Below are 15,932 nucleotides of genomic sequence, written 5' to 3'. Positions count from 1 at the left end.
CATACAGCCGTTGATTCCGGTGAAAGGAGGACATCTGCAACTATGCCCGGGTCTCCGGCGGTACACCTTATATCGACCGTAGGGACGAGCTTGCTCCGCAACCTCGACAACCTCCAACCTGGCGATGAGAAGTCGTCGCGGCTCGTCAACGCGTACAAGGCAGGGGATTGGCATAAGGTTGGGCAGTCGCTGCGCGCGTTCGACCCAGAAGATAAGCTGTGCGGCGCGGAGATCAATTCCGTGGCCAGCCTGCTCCGTCTTGGATGGGTGAAGCCCGGCACTCTATTTCTACTGCATTCCGCAACCGAACAGGGCCGCGCCGTGGCGAAAGTCTTGCAGGCGTACTTCTCGCCTCCGTGGGCCGCGTACGCCCGCGAAGTGCACGGCCTTCAGGACGACCGGCCCAAGGTCTTTCGCACCACCGGGCTTCGCAACCTCGTCAAGGAGATCGCGCGATGTGTCCAGGAGGTCGGCGGACACAACGTCGCCATCGACGCCACCGGGGGCTACAAGGCGCAAATCGCCATCGCCGTTCTGTTCGGACAAGCGAAAGGCATTGACGTGTACTACAAGCACGAGAAGTTCAACGAGATCATCTCCGTGCCGCCAATGCCTGTCGCGTTCGACATGTCTCTGTGGATGCGCCACAGCGCCGCTTTCACGGTCCTGTCCGACGCTGACGCCCCGGTCCGTCAGGACGAACTTGGCGAGGAAATCGACGAGCGTATCGAACCCCTGATAGAACGCACCTCCGGCGCACGCGGTTACCTCATAGAGTTATCACCCGCCGGCGAGGTGTTCCACGAGACCTTCAAAGCCCGGTTCGCCGAGGAGGGGGAGCGCCTGCTTCCGTCTCCTGCTGCCCCCGGCTCGAAGCACAAGGTGAGGCTCAGCGACCATGACTGGGGAGGTGCAAGGGAGAGGATACTGAGCTTCTTTCGCAAGGTGCACGACGTGCCATATGTGACATCTGTCTTCGACACCTACTGGCATCAAGGTGCCCCTGCTATAACCTCGTTCCGGATGTCCCGCGACGAGATCGAGGGCGTGTACTCCGAAGGCAACTGGCATGTCAGGTTCCGCGTGCTGACAACCGCAACCAGGACCGGGCAGAAGGAGGCTGCGATCGCCGATCTGAACCAGCGCTTCGGTCCGAAGCGCAGATAAGATGCTACAATCTAGGCTTGACCGACACGATACGTTGCTAGGCATGGGAGAGGTGGTCTACTTGGCACGTCCTGACAGCGTCTTGAGTGAAGAACAGGTACTCATGGAGGAGTTCGACAGGCTCGTAAGGGAAATCGGAGCATCGGTCGTCGATACATCCATTAAGCCCGTCCTGCTCGGAATTGTCCAGAGATTGGACGCAGCGTTGACACGTGTGTCCGGGGCGGTCGAGACAGGCTCGAAGAACATAGAAGCCCTGATGGCCGATACAGACGTGGCGGCCTCCCTCCGGCAGATGGCAGAATGCGCAGAGGCTCTGAAGGAGGCAAGCGCGGAGGTTGCAAGCGAACACCAGTTGCTGACAGAGACTTTCCGGAAGATACAGACAGAAAGCACAAGGACTGTCGCTGAGATCTCCAGCCGGGTTCCTGACGTAGCGCACCATCTCACGAGCTTGACGGATCTCGTTGCCCGACTTGAGGCGCGTATGAGTAGTCTTTATGAAATGATCAGCACGGGCGTGGAAGCATCGGTCGGCGCGTCTGAGACCGTTCGCACGAGGCTTGATGAGATGGCGAAGCACATCGACGAGCAAGGCAAGTGCCTGCAAACAGCGGTGAGCTCCTTGAACGCTCTCCGTGACACAATTACAGGTACAGCTAATGCAGTCGAGGAGTCAGTAACTGGTCTCATCGCCACGAACATCCAGCCACTTGTGGGCAGGATGACAACACTCGAGGCTCTGACTGCTGCTTTGTCGAAAGCCTTCGTGGACCTTTCAGGCCAGCTTCAACGCTCGACGCAACAGGAGACGGACGATCACTCCCTTTTACTCAGACTTGTTCGGGATATGAGGAGTGATCTCAGCTCAGACCACACCCTCATTGTGGAAACGTTGGCGCTTGGACAGCGCATGTCCAGGAAGCTGAGCTGGACGCTCACGATAATGATCGGTGTGCTTCTCAGCGCCGCCGGGCTGGCTTACTGGTATTTCCTCAGGTAGACAAGCCCTTGCACCGTGCAAGAGAATCAATCCGAGAGTAGACGGGAGGGCTCGCAAACGGAGAATGTCGCCCAACGTTGACCATATGCGGAGGAGTCGCAAGGGTAGGACCGCGTCCTCCCTGGCCGTACAATTCTATATGCAACTCACTCGCTGCGCCGAGCGCCGCAGGTCCCATCTCCTCCGGGAGGCACTGAAGGGCACAGGCAGGGATCTCCTCCATCACACCGTAGACCTTCAGAACGCGGTCGTCAGCCCCGATGGCAAGGTCCAAGGGGCGCGGCTGGCCTTACCAGTAGTGTCGGTCAGCAAGGAAAAGCTTCAGCAGCTCGCGCTCCTTGGTGACGACCTGGGTTCACCGTTTTCTCTTTTTATCGTCGGCATGGGCAAGTTCGGCAAGTCAACCCTTCTGAACGCTCTCGCAGGTTCTCGTCTTGCGGCTATGGACGTCCTGCCGAAGACGTGGAAGATAGACGTATACGAAGCGACCCGGCCTGACGCACCTGTTACCCTCAAATTCCGGGATGGGGTTTCAAGGCAATGGTCCTTCAAGGAAGCCTGCGCTTTCATCGCAGAAGAGGAAAGAAAGCGAGAGGAGAGCGAGGCCCTCATCTACAAAGAGTTCCGTGAAGGCTCGCCTAGGGTCTCAAGCACCGAGGCCAGGGAAGAACTCCTTCTTCATCTCAAGAGCAAGTACCTGTACATCTCCCCTCTATGTGAGGTCCATTGGCAGTGCCCCAGGAGGGGCCTCCTGGCCAACTTCAAATTGGTAGACACACCGGGGCTGTGGCAGGACTACCTTCCGGACGACATGAGGTCGAGCCTGTCCGACTACTATCACAAGGCCGATGGAGTCATCTGGGTCCTCGACGCTCAGAAGGTCTCTGCACGGAAGCCCCGCGAGCTCGTGGATGACCTACAGAGGGCTCTCGAGCGAATCGGCCGGCGCACCGGCAACATAGTGGCTGTGCTGAACCGTATAGACACCGTGATATCGTCCGACCCCGATGCTGCAAGGAGGGTAGTAGACGAGGCCTACCGGCTTTTTGGGGACGTTTTCTCGGAGATCGTACCCATCTCGGCCCTCCATGCCCTGAAGGCAGTCGAGTCGGGAGACCGGGACCTACTCAACCGGAGCGGCCTTGCGGACCTCCTTGTCGTAATAGACAGGCGGTTCAGGAGAAACGCCGTCAGGATTCAGCAAGAAAGCAAGATAGCCGGAGCTGGCCTGATCCTGAGAGACGTCAAGAACGTTGCGTCCTCCTACAGGCACAAACTGGAGGCCGACGACGCTCGTCGTCGTCAGCTCCAGGCGCAATTCGAGGCTGATCTCGCGACCACCCGGCAAGGCATGGCGGACATGATCGAGGCTGCCCTGGCAAGATACTGTGTCGGAGTGCGCAGCCGGATCGAATCGATGTCCGAGAAACTCCTCGACGCTGAAAGCGCCGACCGCCGGGCGGCCATTCTGCAAGCGATTGCTGGGAAGGACGAGTTGGTGATTGCCGTCAAGGACTGCGCTACTCGGATTGCACATACCATGACGCAGTTTGCAGCCCTCTGGGCAGAACGATCGTTCATCAGTGAATTCCAACACCTACCGGTAACATACACGGCTAGCCCCTTGCCGATCTTTTCAATCGCAGACCCGGATATCAAACCATCGTCGTTTGACATATCGGACAGCAAATTCAATATAGGGGCCCTCATGTCGCTGCTTGGACTTGGCGTGCTCGGGCCAGTCGGGTTGTTTGCAGGACCGGTTCTGTCGCTCTTAGGGGTAACCGGGTCCATCGCTAAGGCTTGGCACCTTCCACGAATCAAGAAGGAGCTGACTTCCAAGTTCGGCGCCGCAACCGCTGACGCTCGAGCAGCTTTGGTCGCAGTCCTGAACAAGCACACAGGCGAAGTCAGGGATTACGTGTCTCACATCAGAGAGACATCGTATGTTGCCCTTCATGGCCCGCCCGACAAGGTGGCCACGCTCAGGCAGTGTCTAATGAATATCGAATCCCAACAACCGCCATCACTTGAGCCCGTCGCCACTACCATGCGCAGGCTAATTCTCGAGGGGAGGACGAAAGATGCCGAAACAAGAGGTGGAAGGTAACCGACCCGGAGTAGCAACCGCACTCAGCGAATGGGCGCTCAGTTCGGAAGCCCACATGGCGGCGTCATCGGTTCGCCGCATCTTCGAGGCAGGAGGTAACCCGCCTGTTCGCGTCCCGCAAGAAGTTTTCAGTGAGTTGCTTGAGAACCTCCGTGTGCAAATCAGAAACCTGCGGAAGCCTCTCTGCGTCGTGCTCATGGGCGAGGTCAAGGCGGGCAAATCCACGCTGGTGAACGCCATCGCCGGTGGCGAGATCTCTCCCACCGACGTGCTCGAGGCGACTGCCGCCATCATCGAGGTATTGCATGGGGCGAGTCCCCGGGCAACCGTCAAGTACGCCGACGGCACCGTCACAGAGGACGCGCCTGGCGTCATCTACGAGATCCTTAAGTCGCATAGGGGCGATTCGGAATTCTTTTCAAGGTGCAACCTCGTGCAGATACAATCACCCCTGCCTGGCCTTGCGTCCATCAGGATCGTCGATACTCCCGGGCTCTCGACGCTCACAGAGGCAAACCAGAAGCTTTCACGGGACTTCGCGCGTGAGTCGGACGTAGTGCTCTGGGTGCTCAACGCCAACCATCTCGGCCAGGCCGACGTGAGAGAAGAGATGGCGCGGGTTGCGAGAATGGGAAAACCTCTGGTAGCGATGGTAAACCGCATTGACGAGGTCGATTCGTCGCCTGACCGTCTCGTGCGACATGTGGAACAGGAATTCGCAGCTTACGTAAGGGCCGTGTTCCCGTTGTCCGCACGGAGAGCCTACGACGCGGTGGTCCGCAGCGACGAGGTTGGCATGCGGGAGAGCGGCTTCGCTGACATAATGCACTTCCTTAAGGAGGAGATCAGGGAAGAACGGGACCGGGTAAAGTTCGATAGTGCGAAATCGTCAATCGTCGCTCTTCTCGGACAGGACCGGGTTTACCATGAGTCGTTCCTTCGCCTGCTGGCATTCAGCAAGGAGCAGGTAACGAAGTACAGGAATGAACTGGACCGCAAGCGGATCGTTATTGACGACAGAATGAGCGCCCGCCTGGAATCAAGGATATACAGGGACTTTCTCAGTCGAGAACTCGAGCAGGTCGACGCGCAGCTAAGCCAGGGATGGCTCCCACACATCGACAGCTCCGTGCGGCAGGCCATAACGAATATGTTCTCCGCGGATGCCACCAATGAGTTCCTGCAGCAGTTGATTGACGAGACGCAGAGGGATCTTGAGGCGGCTTGGGAGACATCGCTTACGGAGCTTGACTCGACCTTTGCTCAAGAGATGAAGGCTTTCCTAACCAGGGAGTCGCAGACGGTCCACTCATCCATGGCAGCCATCCTCCCTGACCCGTCCACTGATGTGTTCAGAGCCGCTTTAGAAGGGGCGGCTGTTGCGGGTGGAGCGGGGGTGGGCCTCGCAGCGTACTCCGCGGTTCTGGGCCCGGCAGCGGCGTACATCTCGCTTGGTTCCGCGCTTGTCTCCGTCGTGCCTCCACTGGCCTTGGCTGGGGTGGTCGGTGGGGCCCTGGTGGGTCTTACGGCCCAACTGCGAAAGAAGGACGAACTCAGGGCAACGGTGCGAGACAACGTAGCCAGGCTCCGGGATGCTCTCAAGCACCACTTAGAGGTTGAGGTCTTGCCCAGGCTGCAGGAGCACAGCCGGACCATCGCGGGCCGCCTCGACGACCGTTTCGCCCGGGAGTGCCTTGGCGGCTGGACGGAAGAAGACGTGGACTCCCTCGAACAGGCAGTGCGCAGCTATCTCGACACCACAAGTGTGCTCGTCTCCAGCGCGCCCGCGCCTTCACCTGCGCCCGCTTCCGGAGGCTGACGGGCAGGCCGTTTCCGTTTCAGGGAGTCGCGCGGTCGCGTGCGTCAGTCGTCAGCCCTCCACGCGCTCGGGCCTGAAGGAGCCGGTGCACGTGTCACGCCAATCGCACGAGTTGCACCGCGCGAGGGGCACCACCTGCGGCTTCTTGTAGCAGGAGGGCTTGGTCTTGTATACTTCAGTGGCCCATTGCCTGCCTTGTCTGAAGGCTTCTTTCAAGGCCTTCCTGTCGGCTTTCATGCCGCTCTCGAAGTAGCGGATCGCCACAACGCCGAGTCCCACGGTCACCCCGAACACCCACGGCGCTCCCAGCATCCCGCCGAGCACCGGAATGAACTTGTAGACGGTAAGAAGTCCTTGTTGTGCGAGGTACCCGAGACCGACCACGCCGGCAAGCTCGGCGAAGATCTCCTTGGCGCGGGCCGGTGTGATCTGGTACCCATATCTGCGCCCTATCCACAGGACCATCCCGGCCTGTATCGGGGTGATGATGAAGAAGTCCGCTACTGGTATGGGCACCACTGCCGTCGCAGCTCCGGCTGCAGCGGCGCGAAGGGCATACCTCTTCGCGTCAGCCCGCGCCCTTTCCAGCTCTGCGGGGCTCATTGCCAGCGACACCTGGATGTCATTGGTGCTCATGCTCCGCACCCTTCCATGGCTCGTCCCCTGGTGACCTCCCAGAGGTAACCCGGCTTCTCGAGCAATGCAGTCCTAAACTCCATCACAAGGTCTCTTGTGAGACGCTCGGTGTGCGCCGCACCATTGCGGTATCTGTGGCCCACGCCGTCCTTGAGGAATGCCTTGTAGAAGTCGGCATCTCGGAAGAGTTTCGCCCCGGGGAGCTGTTCCAGATACTCTCTGAACCGCGCCATGAGGGCGCCCGGCGTGAGTCTGGCCTCCGGGAACTTCAGGATGTTCGCCACCTGCACCACAGTGAGGCGATATCGGCTCTTGCACGGTGGACCCGGATGCACCACAGGCATCAGCGCATAGAGGGCTTCGGCAATCAGGAAGTAGTCGTTGCACGCGTGTTTCTCGCGTGCAGGCTCATCCACCAGAGCCGTCCTGCGCCCGGCACGCTCGATGTAAGGCCGCAGGAAGGTCTCGAGCACGCCCCTTCGCTCCAGGTACTCGCCGAAGCCCTTTATGAGCGCCCGGATCTCTGCCTCCAGCGCCTTTGAGTATTCCACGGCTACCGCCGAGCAGTCGGGGCTCGACGGGAGATCCCTCATCACGTCCCACAGGAACTCCCCGACCGCGAGAAACTCCTGCGCCTCGCTGCACAGGCTCGGGAAAAGCGGATACCCGCACTCGAGGCGCCTTTGGACTTCATGAACTTGAACCCGCTGTCTCGTCCCCCTGTCCACAGTCTGGAGGACCAGAGAGTGTGTCCGCTCGGCGAGATCCTCGATGTCTTCCTCAGTAATATCGCGGCCGACCACGACCAGGTGTTGGTGCCAGTCAGCCCGCAGCTTCTCCACGGCCTCCGAAATCCCGGCGCCAAGGTTTCGCAGCTCATCCCTGATGCCGGCAAACGCCTTCTGCGTGTCAAGCATGTCGAGCCTGCGCTGCACAGTGCGTATCGCCACAGTCACTTCCGCGTCGTCAGGCTGCAGCCTCTCGAGCGCCCGCAGCACATCGAGCGCCCGCTCCAGGCCGGCGTTGTCCCCCTCATCCAACAGGCAATAACAGTTTGCAAGGCGGCGGAGGTTCTCGGTGTCATGTGGCTGCACCTTAGCCCAGAGCTCGAATATTCCAATTAGCTCCTCGTTCCACCATGGCGCCTCCCGGCCGTCATCGGGTGTGGTCTCCTCCAGATGGCGCAGGGAGGTCTCGAGAGCTCTGATGGCGTTCGACACGTCGCCCGGGTCGCGCAAGTCCAGAAGGCTGATGTAGGTCTGGAGGACGGCCTGGTTGGAAGGGCAGTACTCGAGGCTCCTGCGGTAGTCTTCGAGCGCTTGCCGCCTCAGCTGGCCGTGCGCACCAGGACTCCAAGCCTGCACCTGGTTGAGCAAGCCGCATGCTGCAAGGTATGCAGCGCCGAGCATCCGTCCTTCCTTGTCTACGTCCTCGCCGCCGAGCTTGCGAAGGTAGTGAAGGAAAAGCTCGTCCTTTCCTCCCTCGAACAGCTCCTCGAAGCATTTCCGGTAGATAGCGATGGCATGGGTGTAGTCACCCCGCTCCACCGCTTTGAGTGCGGCCGCGTGCCTGTTGACGAACAGCTGCGCGGCCTCTTGGACTCCAAGGCCTGACGCTACTCCTAAGGCAATGCCTATCGCCATCCCTATCACGCCGAAGAGAGGCCCCATGGGTGACAGCCCAAGAAGTAACCCGATGATGGCGCCGATTATGGCACTCTGCCTGGACCTCTCGCCCGCGTTGTCCCCGGGACCTCGCACTCGAAAGCTACGGAAAAGCTCTTCCAGCGCCAGCCTCACGTCGCGGGAGGAGTGAATGGGGCACGCAAGTGGACGCTTATCAGGATACAGCGGACGAAGGAACTCAAAGCGCGACCCGGGCCACTCCCGGGGATGGGCTAGGAAATCGTCCATGCCGCGTCACCCTCCTGAGCGGGCGTGAAATGTGTTCTGTCCAGGAGTTGCCGCGAAAGTGCAAGTCCATTGCGCAAGACGATTCTGCTGCGTGGAGACACCTCCATCTTACCATCGGATGGTCCGAGTGCCAATACCCGGTTTGACAATGTGGCCGCATGCAAACGGTTCGGGGGACCTGCGTACAGGACCGGGACGCCAGCGTGCGGTCGGCGAATGTCGCGCCATGCGTTTACAATCTATACAGAACCGGAACGCGCGAGGCCCTTCGTGGCGACTTCAGGGTGGCATCATCGCAGGGTCAAGCGCAGTAGCGCGCTCCTAGGCTGTCATCGATGTCGACCTTCGCTGCCAACATCAATGAGAGCGCAGGCGCTGGTGCTAGTTACCTTTCCTTACTGAAGGAGGCTCAGGAGAAGAATGGCCAAAACTGACAACGGATGCGGAGGATGCTTCCTACCGCTAATTCTGCTCGTAATCGGCGGAGCGATAGCCGGACCTGTGGGGGCATTGATCGGCCTATTCATCGGGCTGGCGCTGTCTGGTGCGTGGTCAGACCCGGGGACATCGCCGACCTCACGCTCGTGTCCTCAACCACCTTGGCGGTCCCCTCTTCTCGCCCCGGCACATTCAAGGGGTAGGAACGTGCCAGTCCAGCCTGGCGCCGGGCGCCCGAGAGTGGCCAGGCCGTCCGAGGTGGGCAAAGTTTGCCCGTACTGCACCACCACGTTAGGCAGGTCGGCGCAAGTTGTTGAGTGCCCGGGTTGCGGGCGGGTCTATCATGCTGACTGCTGGCAGGATAACCACGGCTGCGCCCTCTACGGGTGCCGGGCGCGGGCTTGAAGGACATTGAAGTGAGGTATCGTCAGGATGAGGCATGACTGACGGCCCCGGTCTAGAAAGTCCCCGGGGCCGTCCGCCTTGCGAAGCGTCTCACCCCCGCACCATGGCAAGGCCGAAGTCGTCCTGTGCCAGGGCCGGAGCCTGATATCAGGCCTTTCCTGTGCTCGTTCAGTGGGGTTATAGGGTTGCAGGGCATCCCTCACTCCGAAAGAGGCACGATCAGCACTGTTCCGTAGTAGATGCGGTCCGGATCGGATAGCCCATTCCTCAATGCTAGTTCCCGATACCGAGTGCCCGTTCCGTAGTAGTAAGCACTGATCCCCCATAGAGTGTCGCCTGGCTGGACCCGGTAGCCCATCTCGATAGACAGGTTGTCTGCGACAGCGACCCCATCTTGCCCTGATGGCCCACTTCCCCCAGGTTGCTCCCGCAGCCTCGGTCGCTCCGACCGCCCAGCCGGCGGGCAACGGAGAAACCAGACGAGCGCCGCGACCAAGACAAGCCAGATGGCTATAGCTATCAGTCGCCCCGGCACTGGATCCGGGTAACGGGCGCCCCCAACACATCCTCGCCGGCTCGGGCGGAGCACATCGGGCTGCCCCTGGGCTCGCCGCGTCGGGCCAGACGCGCGGTAATCCACGATTCGCCCGCTCTCCGGGATGGCCACGCGCGACCCGCCCTGCTAACGGCTTCCGCCCTGGCCTGAAGGCCCCTCTCGCTGTAAGTAATCCACGTCCCGCCTGGAGCAGGAGCGCTCCTGCGGGCCTGACGGCCGTCCTCCGGCGTTAGCGTCTCCCGTGACCGGTAACGGAGCTGTACGCGGGGCAGTCCTGGAACCATCAAGGGTACGGGAGCCGGAAGGAGCCTGCACGAGCTCGCCAGCCCAGGGCGCAGGCGCGGGCCGAGACCAAGGCCTGGGCATGATCGCGCCCTCTACATCCCCCCTGGCCCTAGCCCTGACCTTGCATCTAAACGTCGCAAGCGTTCCGTCCCCGCCGAGAATGAGGAAGTCCTCACACGAGACCACCTCTCCGCCTTGCCATCGGAAGAACCCCCGCGACTGGGCCACAGGGTCGATGACGTACGCCACCTGCCACGGCTGGTCGAAGAAATGCTTCTGGATGAACATGTCGTGGCCAGACAGGAACACCCCAAACCCCGGGTGGGTGTGGAACCACCCTACGATCTTTTGTCCCGGATACCGTTGTTCCATGACCTCGTAGATATATCGCCACGTCTCGTGGGTAAACGTCAGGCTTGCTCTCTTGGCCTCGCTGAATCGCGCCTCTATGGCTGCCGCCACGAGGATGCCTGGTTGACGCGACATACCAGCGTCCGCCTCGGCCCGCCTCGACGCCCCCGTGTCGCTCCACGCAGCGGGGCAGGCCTTCGCAGGGCCTGCTGCGGAGCCGATGCCGCCTTCCGTCGCGCACCCACCGGCATCGCCGACGTCTGCATCGGTGCCTACGCCTGCGTCTGTGTCTGTGTCTGCGTCTCTGTCCGGGCCAGCACCTGTGTTTGTGTCCGCATCTACATCTCTATCTGCGTCTGCGTCTACATGGCAGCTACCGCTCTCGCCCCACGCTGCCCATAGCAGCGACGAGACGTCGTTCGAATGCCGGCCGACCAGCACCCCGCCCCGCTCACGCGAGGTATCGCCCCTGGCAAACTGCTCCATGAATCTGAAAGCCTGCTCGCTCACGATGATGACCACGTCGCTCACCCCGCTCGTCCGTGTCATCCCGGGCCTCCCAGTGTCTCCTCTCGGTCCCCTCCCAGCTCGAAGTGAACCATTTTGAGACCGTCCCGGGCGGTCAGGATATCGAAAGGAGGGATTCCCGCATCCTTGAGCGTCATATCGAGGTACGGCTCATTACCCTGTATCGAGTGGGTGAACTCGGGCTGTCGCATCCCGCCGCAGCCCGGGCAGCGCGCGTCGCTCTCCGTAAGCCGTCCGAGTTGGTCTATGCGCCGCGCCGAGGTCCCGCACCGCTCACACGTAAACCCTGTGATCAGTTCCCTCGAGAACTCGAGGACCGCGTCCCGGCCGAGCAGTTCTCGGGCGAGGCTGAGCGCCTGGCCGAGGGTCGTTTCGTGTGCGGAGAGCGGCGTTGTCAGAACCTCGCCGAAGCTATCGTGAGCCGGACAGTCGCTCCGTCTCGCGTAGGAGACCACATAGGAATCGTACGTGAGACCGTTGTATACGAACCCCCGGCCGGATAAGATGGGTAGGTCCGGCCGGCCGTGAATCAGCTTCACAGCCTCCTGCACCTGGATACCGGCGATCACCGAGGCCGTCGTGGGCGTGGTGGGGACCTTCCCTGCCAGCATCTCGCCACGGCTCAGCAAGGTGCAGGACTTCCTCAGATTGAGCAGCCGGTAATCGGTCTCTCCCATGGTACACTCGTAGCACGGGCCGTCGGGCGGGACGAACACCTTGGCAACGCCGATGAGCACCTCGATGGCTCCATCCACCCACGGCGTGCCCGTGCGCCAGCAGCTCTGGTTTATCGCGACCCTCGCCTCCCGGTTGTCCAGCCCCCCGAGCACCACATCCATTGCGCGGAAGACGCCTAGGCCGATATCGGTGATGACGTTGCCGACCACAGCCTTCGCCTGCACGTCGGGGTTTATGTCCCGCACGCGCCTCGCCGCAACCTCGGCCTTGAACTCCCCCTCGTCCTCTGCCCGGTACAGGACCGAACGCGAAAGGTTCGAGTTTTCGATGCGGTCTAGATCCACAATGAGGACGTGCCCCACCCCGAGCAGGGCCAGGCTTTTCAACAGTTCGTTCCCGAGCGCGCCCGCGCCCACCACCATCACCCTGGCCCGCCTGAGCTTCTCTTGGTCCCACCACGGGATGAGACGCAGGCGGCTATATCTATCCTCGGGCGCGTCCAGGTCCACCACGAGCGGCGGCGTATTTGGCACCACAGTAATCCCCCCTTTCCCCCTCTCGGATTCTCTCTACCTCGCCCGGTAGCGTGAGCGCTCCGGCATCGCCGCATCATCACGTCGTGACATGGTTCGCGACCGGCGGCACCGCCGGGCGGCGGGTCGGCGTCTCGCCGCCCTACCGCCCGGCAACCCCTACCGCCAGGCAGCCGGTACCGGGTGCTCGACACCCGGCGCTTAGTGTCGCCTCCCTCCGGACGGCGGCCTTGCTAGCCGGCTGTGATCTCCGGCTGCAGCCTCACCACGTCGCCGTCCTTAACTCCCGCACCGGCAAGCGTGTCCTCGTCAGCGAGCTGCCTGCCCGAGGCCTTGTGATGGAATTTGTAGCTTATGGGCTGGCCGTCGGGGCCTGTCGCGGGCAAGTTCATCATCTCCACCAGCTTCGCTATGATCCTGCGGACAGGAGTGTCGTCAGGAACGGTCGCCTCCTGTTCCTTGCTCCCTGTAGCGTCCATGATCTTCACATTGATCTTCCCCACGGTGTAAACCTCCTCTTATTACGACGATCTCGATGTCGTCCTCTGATGCGGCAGGCGCGGCCTCGGACGTGGACGCCGCCTCGGTCGTAGCCGCCGCCTCGGTCGCGGGCACAGGCGCTGGCGCGGACGCGAGCCCCGGCCCGGGCCCAGACCCGGAACTAGACCCCGAACCGCAGCCGGACCCTGAGCCGGACCCAGGCCCGGACCCAGATGCGGGTGACCGGATGGAACTGGCGAGAGGACCGGGACTAGCGGGACGAGTGACGCTGGCGGGACGAGTGAGACGCACCTCGACTTCGTCCGATTCGCCAGATGCTCGCCTCCTCTCAACGGGTGCGCGTCCGGTGCGCTCGCCCCGCTCGCCACGGGCGCCGGCCGCGCCCGTACGCGTCGTCGCCCGCCTTCTTGCCCTCATCCGCCCCAGCACGACCAGCGCAAAGCCGCCGACGGCCACGAGTGCCGCCGCTACCACAGCCCACCTGAGAGCCTCGATGATCACGTCGGCCGCAGCATTGCCAGGGACATTGCGAGGCGCATCCATCATCAGAACCGATGGCGCACCTTTTGGAACAGCCTGTCGCGCGACCGTGCCCGGACCATCCAGGGTCCATGATGCCCTGACAGCATAAGCCTCGAGCAGCGGAACGACGTCTGCCACCGGGACCGCAAACCCAAAGCCGCTCGCCTGCCTCGCCAAGCGAACGACGATCCCCACGACCTCGCCGGAGGAGTTCACCAGCGGGCCGCCACTCGTCCCCTTGTTGACGCTCGCGTCTGTCTGTATGTAACGGGCCTCACCGATCTCTCGGATCGGCCCGCTCACTATACCCTGCGTGAGACTGTGGTCCAATCCGAACGGGCTTCCGAATACCAGCACCGGGTCCCCCGGCTCAAGGGCATCCGAGTTTCCCAGGCGCGCCACGGGCACGTTCACGGCGTCGGTCTTTATGAGTGCCACATCCGGCACGTCCGACGCTCCCACGACCTCGGCGGCCGCCGTCCTTCCGTCGGCGAGCACCACCCGGATATGCCGGGCACCCGCTACCACATGGCCCGCGGTGAGGACGTAGCCGTTAGGGTTTATGAAGAATCCAGCGCCTATGCCCGTGTCAGTGCGGACCTCAACCACCGTGGGGCCCACCTGGCGCGCCACGAATCGCCACATCGGCGCCGTGCCGCCGGGTGCAGGCGCCGCCGCAGCCGCGGCAGACGACGGGACCGGGACCGGGACCGGGGCCACGTCCCAGCTCATCCAGCCTATCGCGATAACGGGAAAGACCACCGCCGCCACCAGCAGGCCCCTGAGCGACGGCGCCCCGGTAGATCCGGCTCTGCTGTCTGGGACACCAACTGCTCGCCTGAAGTTCATTGCCACACACCTCCGCACGGGTGACTTGTGACGACCCGCGACGACTTGCGCTCGCGGAAGGCCTGAGACGTCCTGTCCTGAGACGCCCTGCAGCACTTTGCAACTCTCTGAGACATCCCGCAGGCTCTGCGGGACTCTAAAGGTAAACAGTGGGCTCTGCAAGTGAACAATACACCATGGCCGCGACACGGAGTCGTGTCGCGCCAGGTCGCGTCACGGCGGGGCACGGCATATCACTGTGCGTCACGTCATGTGCGCCACACCGCGCCACGAACGCGCGGCGAATGGAACAGAACGAGCTTGATCGGCCATGCCGTGCCCAACGTCTGTCCGCTTGCCTGTCTTCTGGACTGAATGCATGATGTAGCAAACGGATGGGGCGAGGCTGAGCGGAGCGAACCGAAGCGGGACGGACGACGGTCGAGTGGAATGGAGCAAGCCGGGCTGCGCGCTGAGCGGGGCCTGCAGAAGGGCAGGTCCGGGTCCCTAACTGGGACCCGACCTGCTGCCACCTGTATCTCCGCAAGCAGCCCCCGACAGCCTACCACCTGTACCCCGTCCTGCCCAATGATCTGCGCCAGGGGAATCGGCACAAGGCCGGCCCGCAGGCCTGGCAGATGAGGTTCCTCGACAAATTCGAACGCATCGGCTTCCGCGGCCAGCAAACACATGTCGTCGTCTTCTGACCTCGCTACCGCTCCGCCACGGCAAGCGGGGTTCCGGAGCATGGTTACCAGGGTGGCCTTAGCGAGAAGGTCCATCGGGATAAAGTAGGTTATCTCCGCCGGCACCATCGTGTAGAGGAGCCCCTGGGTTTCGCGGTCCCATACCCATCCTTCGCCCCCATCAAGCCTCTTCGTTTCCACAAGGATGTCCTGGTAATTCCGACGGCGGAACTTCTCCCTCACGGTTATCACTTTCCCGCTCCGGGTGATGAGCGCCCTGCGTGGGCAGTGCGGGTCCTCGAACTCTATGATGTCCCAGAGGTCGCCCACGATCTTCTCCACCGCCTTCTTGTAAGCGGCTGCCTCGCGGCATGTCCGGTTGAACCTCAGGTTCTCTTCCATGGGACTCGTGTTCCGCATCTCGACCGACCCCCTTGCAGAAAGGTGTCAGCGGCAGGGAGCGCCCTTCTGAGTTTGGACGCGAGTCTGGATGCGAGTCTGCGCACGGACCCGCCCCGTCCGCTGCACCCGTCATAATAGCGCACTCTCGCGACATTGACGCGACGCGACCTTGCGCCACGTGACGCGGCGTGATGCGACTAAACGGCGCGACAACGCGAGCCGCCGCAACGAGGCGAGGCGAGGCGCGCTGTTCCGACGGCGCGCGGCGCTGTGCGCGAGGCTGCACGGGGCTCAGACGGGGTAGCATCATGTATCTGAACGCTTTGTCAGGGCTAGACGCAGGAGGGCAGGCGCCGAAGCTGATGATGCCCTAAGTGAGGGCGCAGAAGTGCTCCCGACTTTCGAGAGGGGTTGCCGGTGACTCGACGAGAGAGTGCAACACCGGCAAAGCGGCAACTGCTGGAAGAGGGGCGAAAACTAACGCGCCCTCACTCAGCACTGGTGATGCTACCCGAGGGGAAGGAAGGATCGCTGGCATCGTCGGTCGCCATGGGTGTTGCAGCCAATGACA

The 15,932-nt window shown here is 62.1% G+C and carries 12 protein-coding genes; 4 read left to right on the top strand and 8 right to left on the bottom strand.

Going from position 1 to position 15,932, the window contains the following annotated elements:
• The first annotated feature begins 42 nt into the window (after nucleotides 1-42).
• The 4 genes from NUW12_02645 (at nucleotide 43) to NUW12_02630 (ending at nucleotide 6,099) form a co-directional block, all read left to right on the top strand.
• Nucleotides 43-1,167, top strand: a complete 1,125-nt coding sequence (locus tag NUW12_02645) for a putative CRISPR-associated protein (GenBank protein ID MCR4401672.1) — start codon at nucleotides 43-45, stop codon at nucleotides 1,165-1,167.
• 61 nt (nucleotides 1,168-1,228) lie between these two features.
• On the top strand, nucleotides 1,229-2,170 hold the full coding sequence (locus NUW12_02640; protein MCR4401671.1) for a hypothetical protein: 942 nt from the start codon (nucleotides 1,229-1,231) through the stop codon (nucleotides 2,168-2,170).
• A gap of 139 nt (nucleotides 2,171-2,309) precedes the next feature.
• Nucleotides 2,310-4,280 (top strand): dynamin family protein, encoded by a 1,971-nt coding sequence (locus tag NUW12_02635; protein MCR4401670.1) that lies wholly within the window; start codon nucleotides 2,310-2,312, stop codon nucleotides 4,278-4,280.
• Nucleotides 4,255-6,099, top strand: coding sequence for a dynamin family protein (locus NUW12_02630; protein MCR4401669.1), 1,845 nt, complete (start codon nucleotides 4,255-4,257; stop codon nucleotides 6,097-6,099). Before NUW12_02635 ends, NUW12_02630 begins: the two co-directional genes overlap by 26 nt.
• A 51-nt stretch (nucleotides 6,100-6,150) precedes the next feature.
• Here the strand turns inward: NUW12_02630 and NUW12_02625 are convergent, their stop codons facing one another.
• From NUW12_02625 to NUW12_02590, 8 genes are all read right to left on the bottom strand, one after another.
• Nucleotides 6,151-6,735, bottom strand: coding sequence for a DUF697 domain-containing protein (locus NUW12_02625; GenBank protein MCR4401668.1), 585 nt, complete (start codon nucleotides 6,733-6,735; stop codon nucleotides 6,151-6,153).
• A complete protein-coding gene (locus NUW12_02620) occupies nucleotides 6,732-8,648 on the bottom strand; it encodes a hypothetical protein (protein MCR4401667.1) in 1,917 nt (638 codons plus the stop codon). Before NUW12_02620 ends, NUW12_02625 begins: the two co-directional genes overlap by 4 nt.
• A 1,042-nt stretch (nucleotides 8,649-9,690) precedes the next feature.
• The gene (locus NUW12_02615) at nucleotides 9,691-10,158 is read right to left on the bottom strand and encodes a LysM peptidoglycan-binding domain-containing protein (GenBank protein ID MCR4401666.1); all 468 of its coding nucleotides are present in this window, start codon (nucleotides 10,156-10,158) and stop codon (nucleotides 9,691-9,693) included.
• A 15-nt stretch (nucleotides 10,159-10,173) separates the two neighbouring features.
• Nucleotides 10,174-11,232 carry a hypothetical protein gene (locus NUW12_02610; GenBank protein MCR4401665.1) on the bottom strand — a complete coding sequence of 353 codons (1,059 nt, stop codon included), beginning with the start codon at nucleotides 11,230-11,232 and terminating at the stop codon, nucleotides 10,174-10,176.
• Nucleotides 11,229-12,425, bottom strand: a complete 1,197-nt coding sequence (locus NUW12_02605; GenBank protein ID MCR4401664.1) for a ThiF family adenylyltransferase — start codon at nucleotides 12,423-12,425, stop codon at nucleotides 11,229-11,231. Before NUW12_02605 ends, NUW12_02610 begins: the two co-directional genes overlap by 4 nt.
• Nucleotides 12,426-12,655: 230 nt before the next feature.
• The gene (locus NUW12_02600) at nucleotides 12,656-12,925 is read right to left on the bottom strand and encodes an EsaB/YukD family protein (protein ID MCR4401663.1); all 270 of its coding nucleotides are present in this window, start codon (nucleotides 12,923-12,925) and stop codon (nucleotides 12,656-12,658) included.
• Nucleotides 12,858-14,294 carry a S1C family serine protease gene (locus NUW12_02595; protein ID MCR4401662.1) on the bottom strand — a complete coding sequence of 479 codons (1,437 nt, stop codon included), beginning with the start codon at nucleotides 14,292-14,294 and terminating at the stop codon, nucleotides 12,858-12,860. The genes NUW12_02600 and NUW12_02595 overlap by 68 nt, the downstream gene beginning before the upstream one ends.
• A gap of 248 nt (nucleotides 14,295-14,542) precedes the next feature.
• On the bottom strand, nucleotides 14,543-15,379 hold the full coding sequence (locus NUW12_02590; protein ID MCR4401661.1) for a hypothetical protein: 837 nt from the start codon (nucleotides 15,377-15,379) through the stop codon (nucleotides 14,543-14,545).
• Nucleotides 15,380-15,932: the final 553 nt, after the last annotated feature.

The organism is Bacillota bacterium (assembly GCA_024653485.1).
Classification (GTDB): Bacteria; Bacillota; SHA-98; order UBA4971; family UBA4971; genus UBA6256.
The sequence above is the reverse complement of the archived record's forward strand: the minus strand, read 5'-3'. Positions and strand labels throughout refer to the sequence as shown.

Coding starts and splice junctions, on each gene's coding strand:
- NUW12_02635 (MCR4401670.1), top strand. CDS start 2,310: ATGCAACTCACTCGCTGCGCCGAGCGCCGCAGGTCCCATCTCCTCCGG.
- NUW12_02620 (MCR4401667.1), bottom strand. CDS start 8,648: ATGGACGATTTCCTAGCCCATCCCCGGGAGTGGCCCGGGTCGCGCTTT.
- NUW12_02590 (MCR4401661.1), bottom strand. CDS start 15,379: ATGCGGAACACGAGTCCCATGGAAGAGAACCTGAGGTTCAACCGGACA.
- NUW12_02595 (MCR4401662.1), bottom strand. CDS start 14,294: ATGAACTTCAGGCGAGCAGTTGGTGTCCCAGACAGCAGAGCCGGATCT.
- NUW12_02625 (MCR4401668.1), bottom strand. CDS start 6,735: ATGAGCACCAATGACATCCAGGTGTCGCTGGCAATGAGCCCCGCAGAG.
- NUW12_02630 (MCR4401669.1), top strand. CDS start 4,255: ATGCCGAAACAAGAGGTGGAAGGTAACCGACCCGGAGTAGCAACCGCA.
- NUW12_02645 (MCR4401672.1), top strand. CDS start 43: ATGCCCGGGTCTCCGGCGGTACACCTTATATCGACCGTAGGGACGAGC.
- NUW12_02610 (MCR4401665.1), bottom strand. CDS start 11,232: ATGACACGGACGAGCGGGGTGAGCGACGTGGTCATCATCGTGAGCGAG.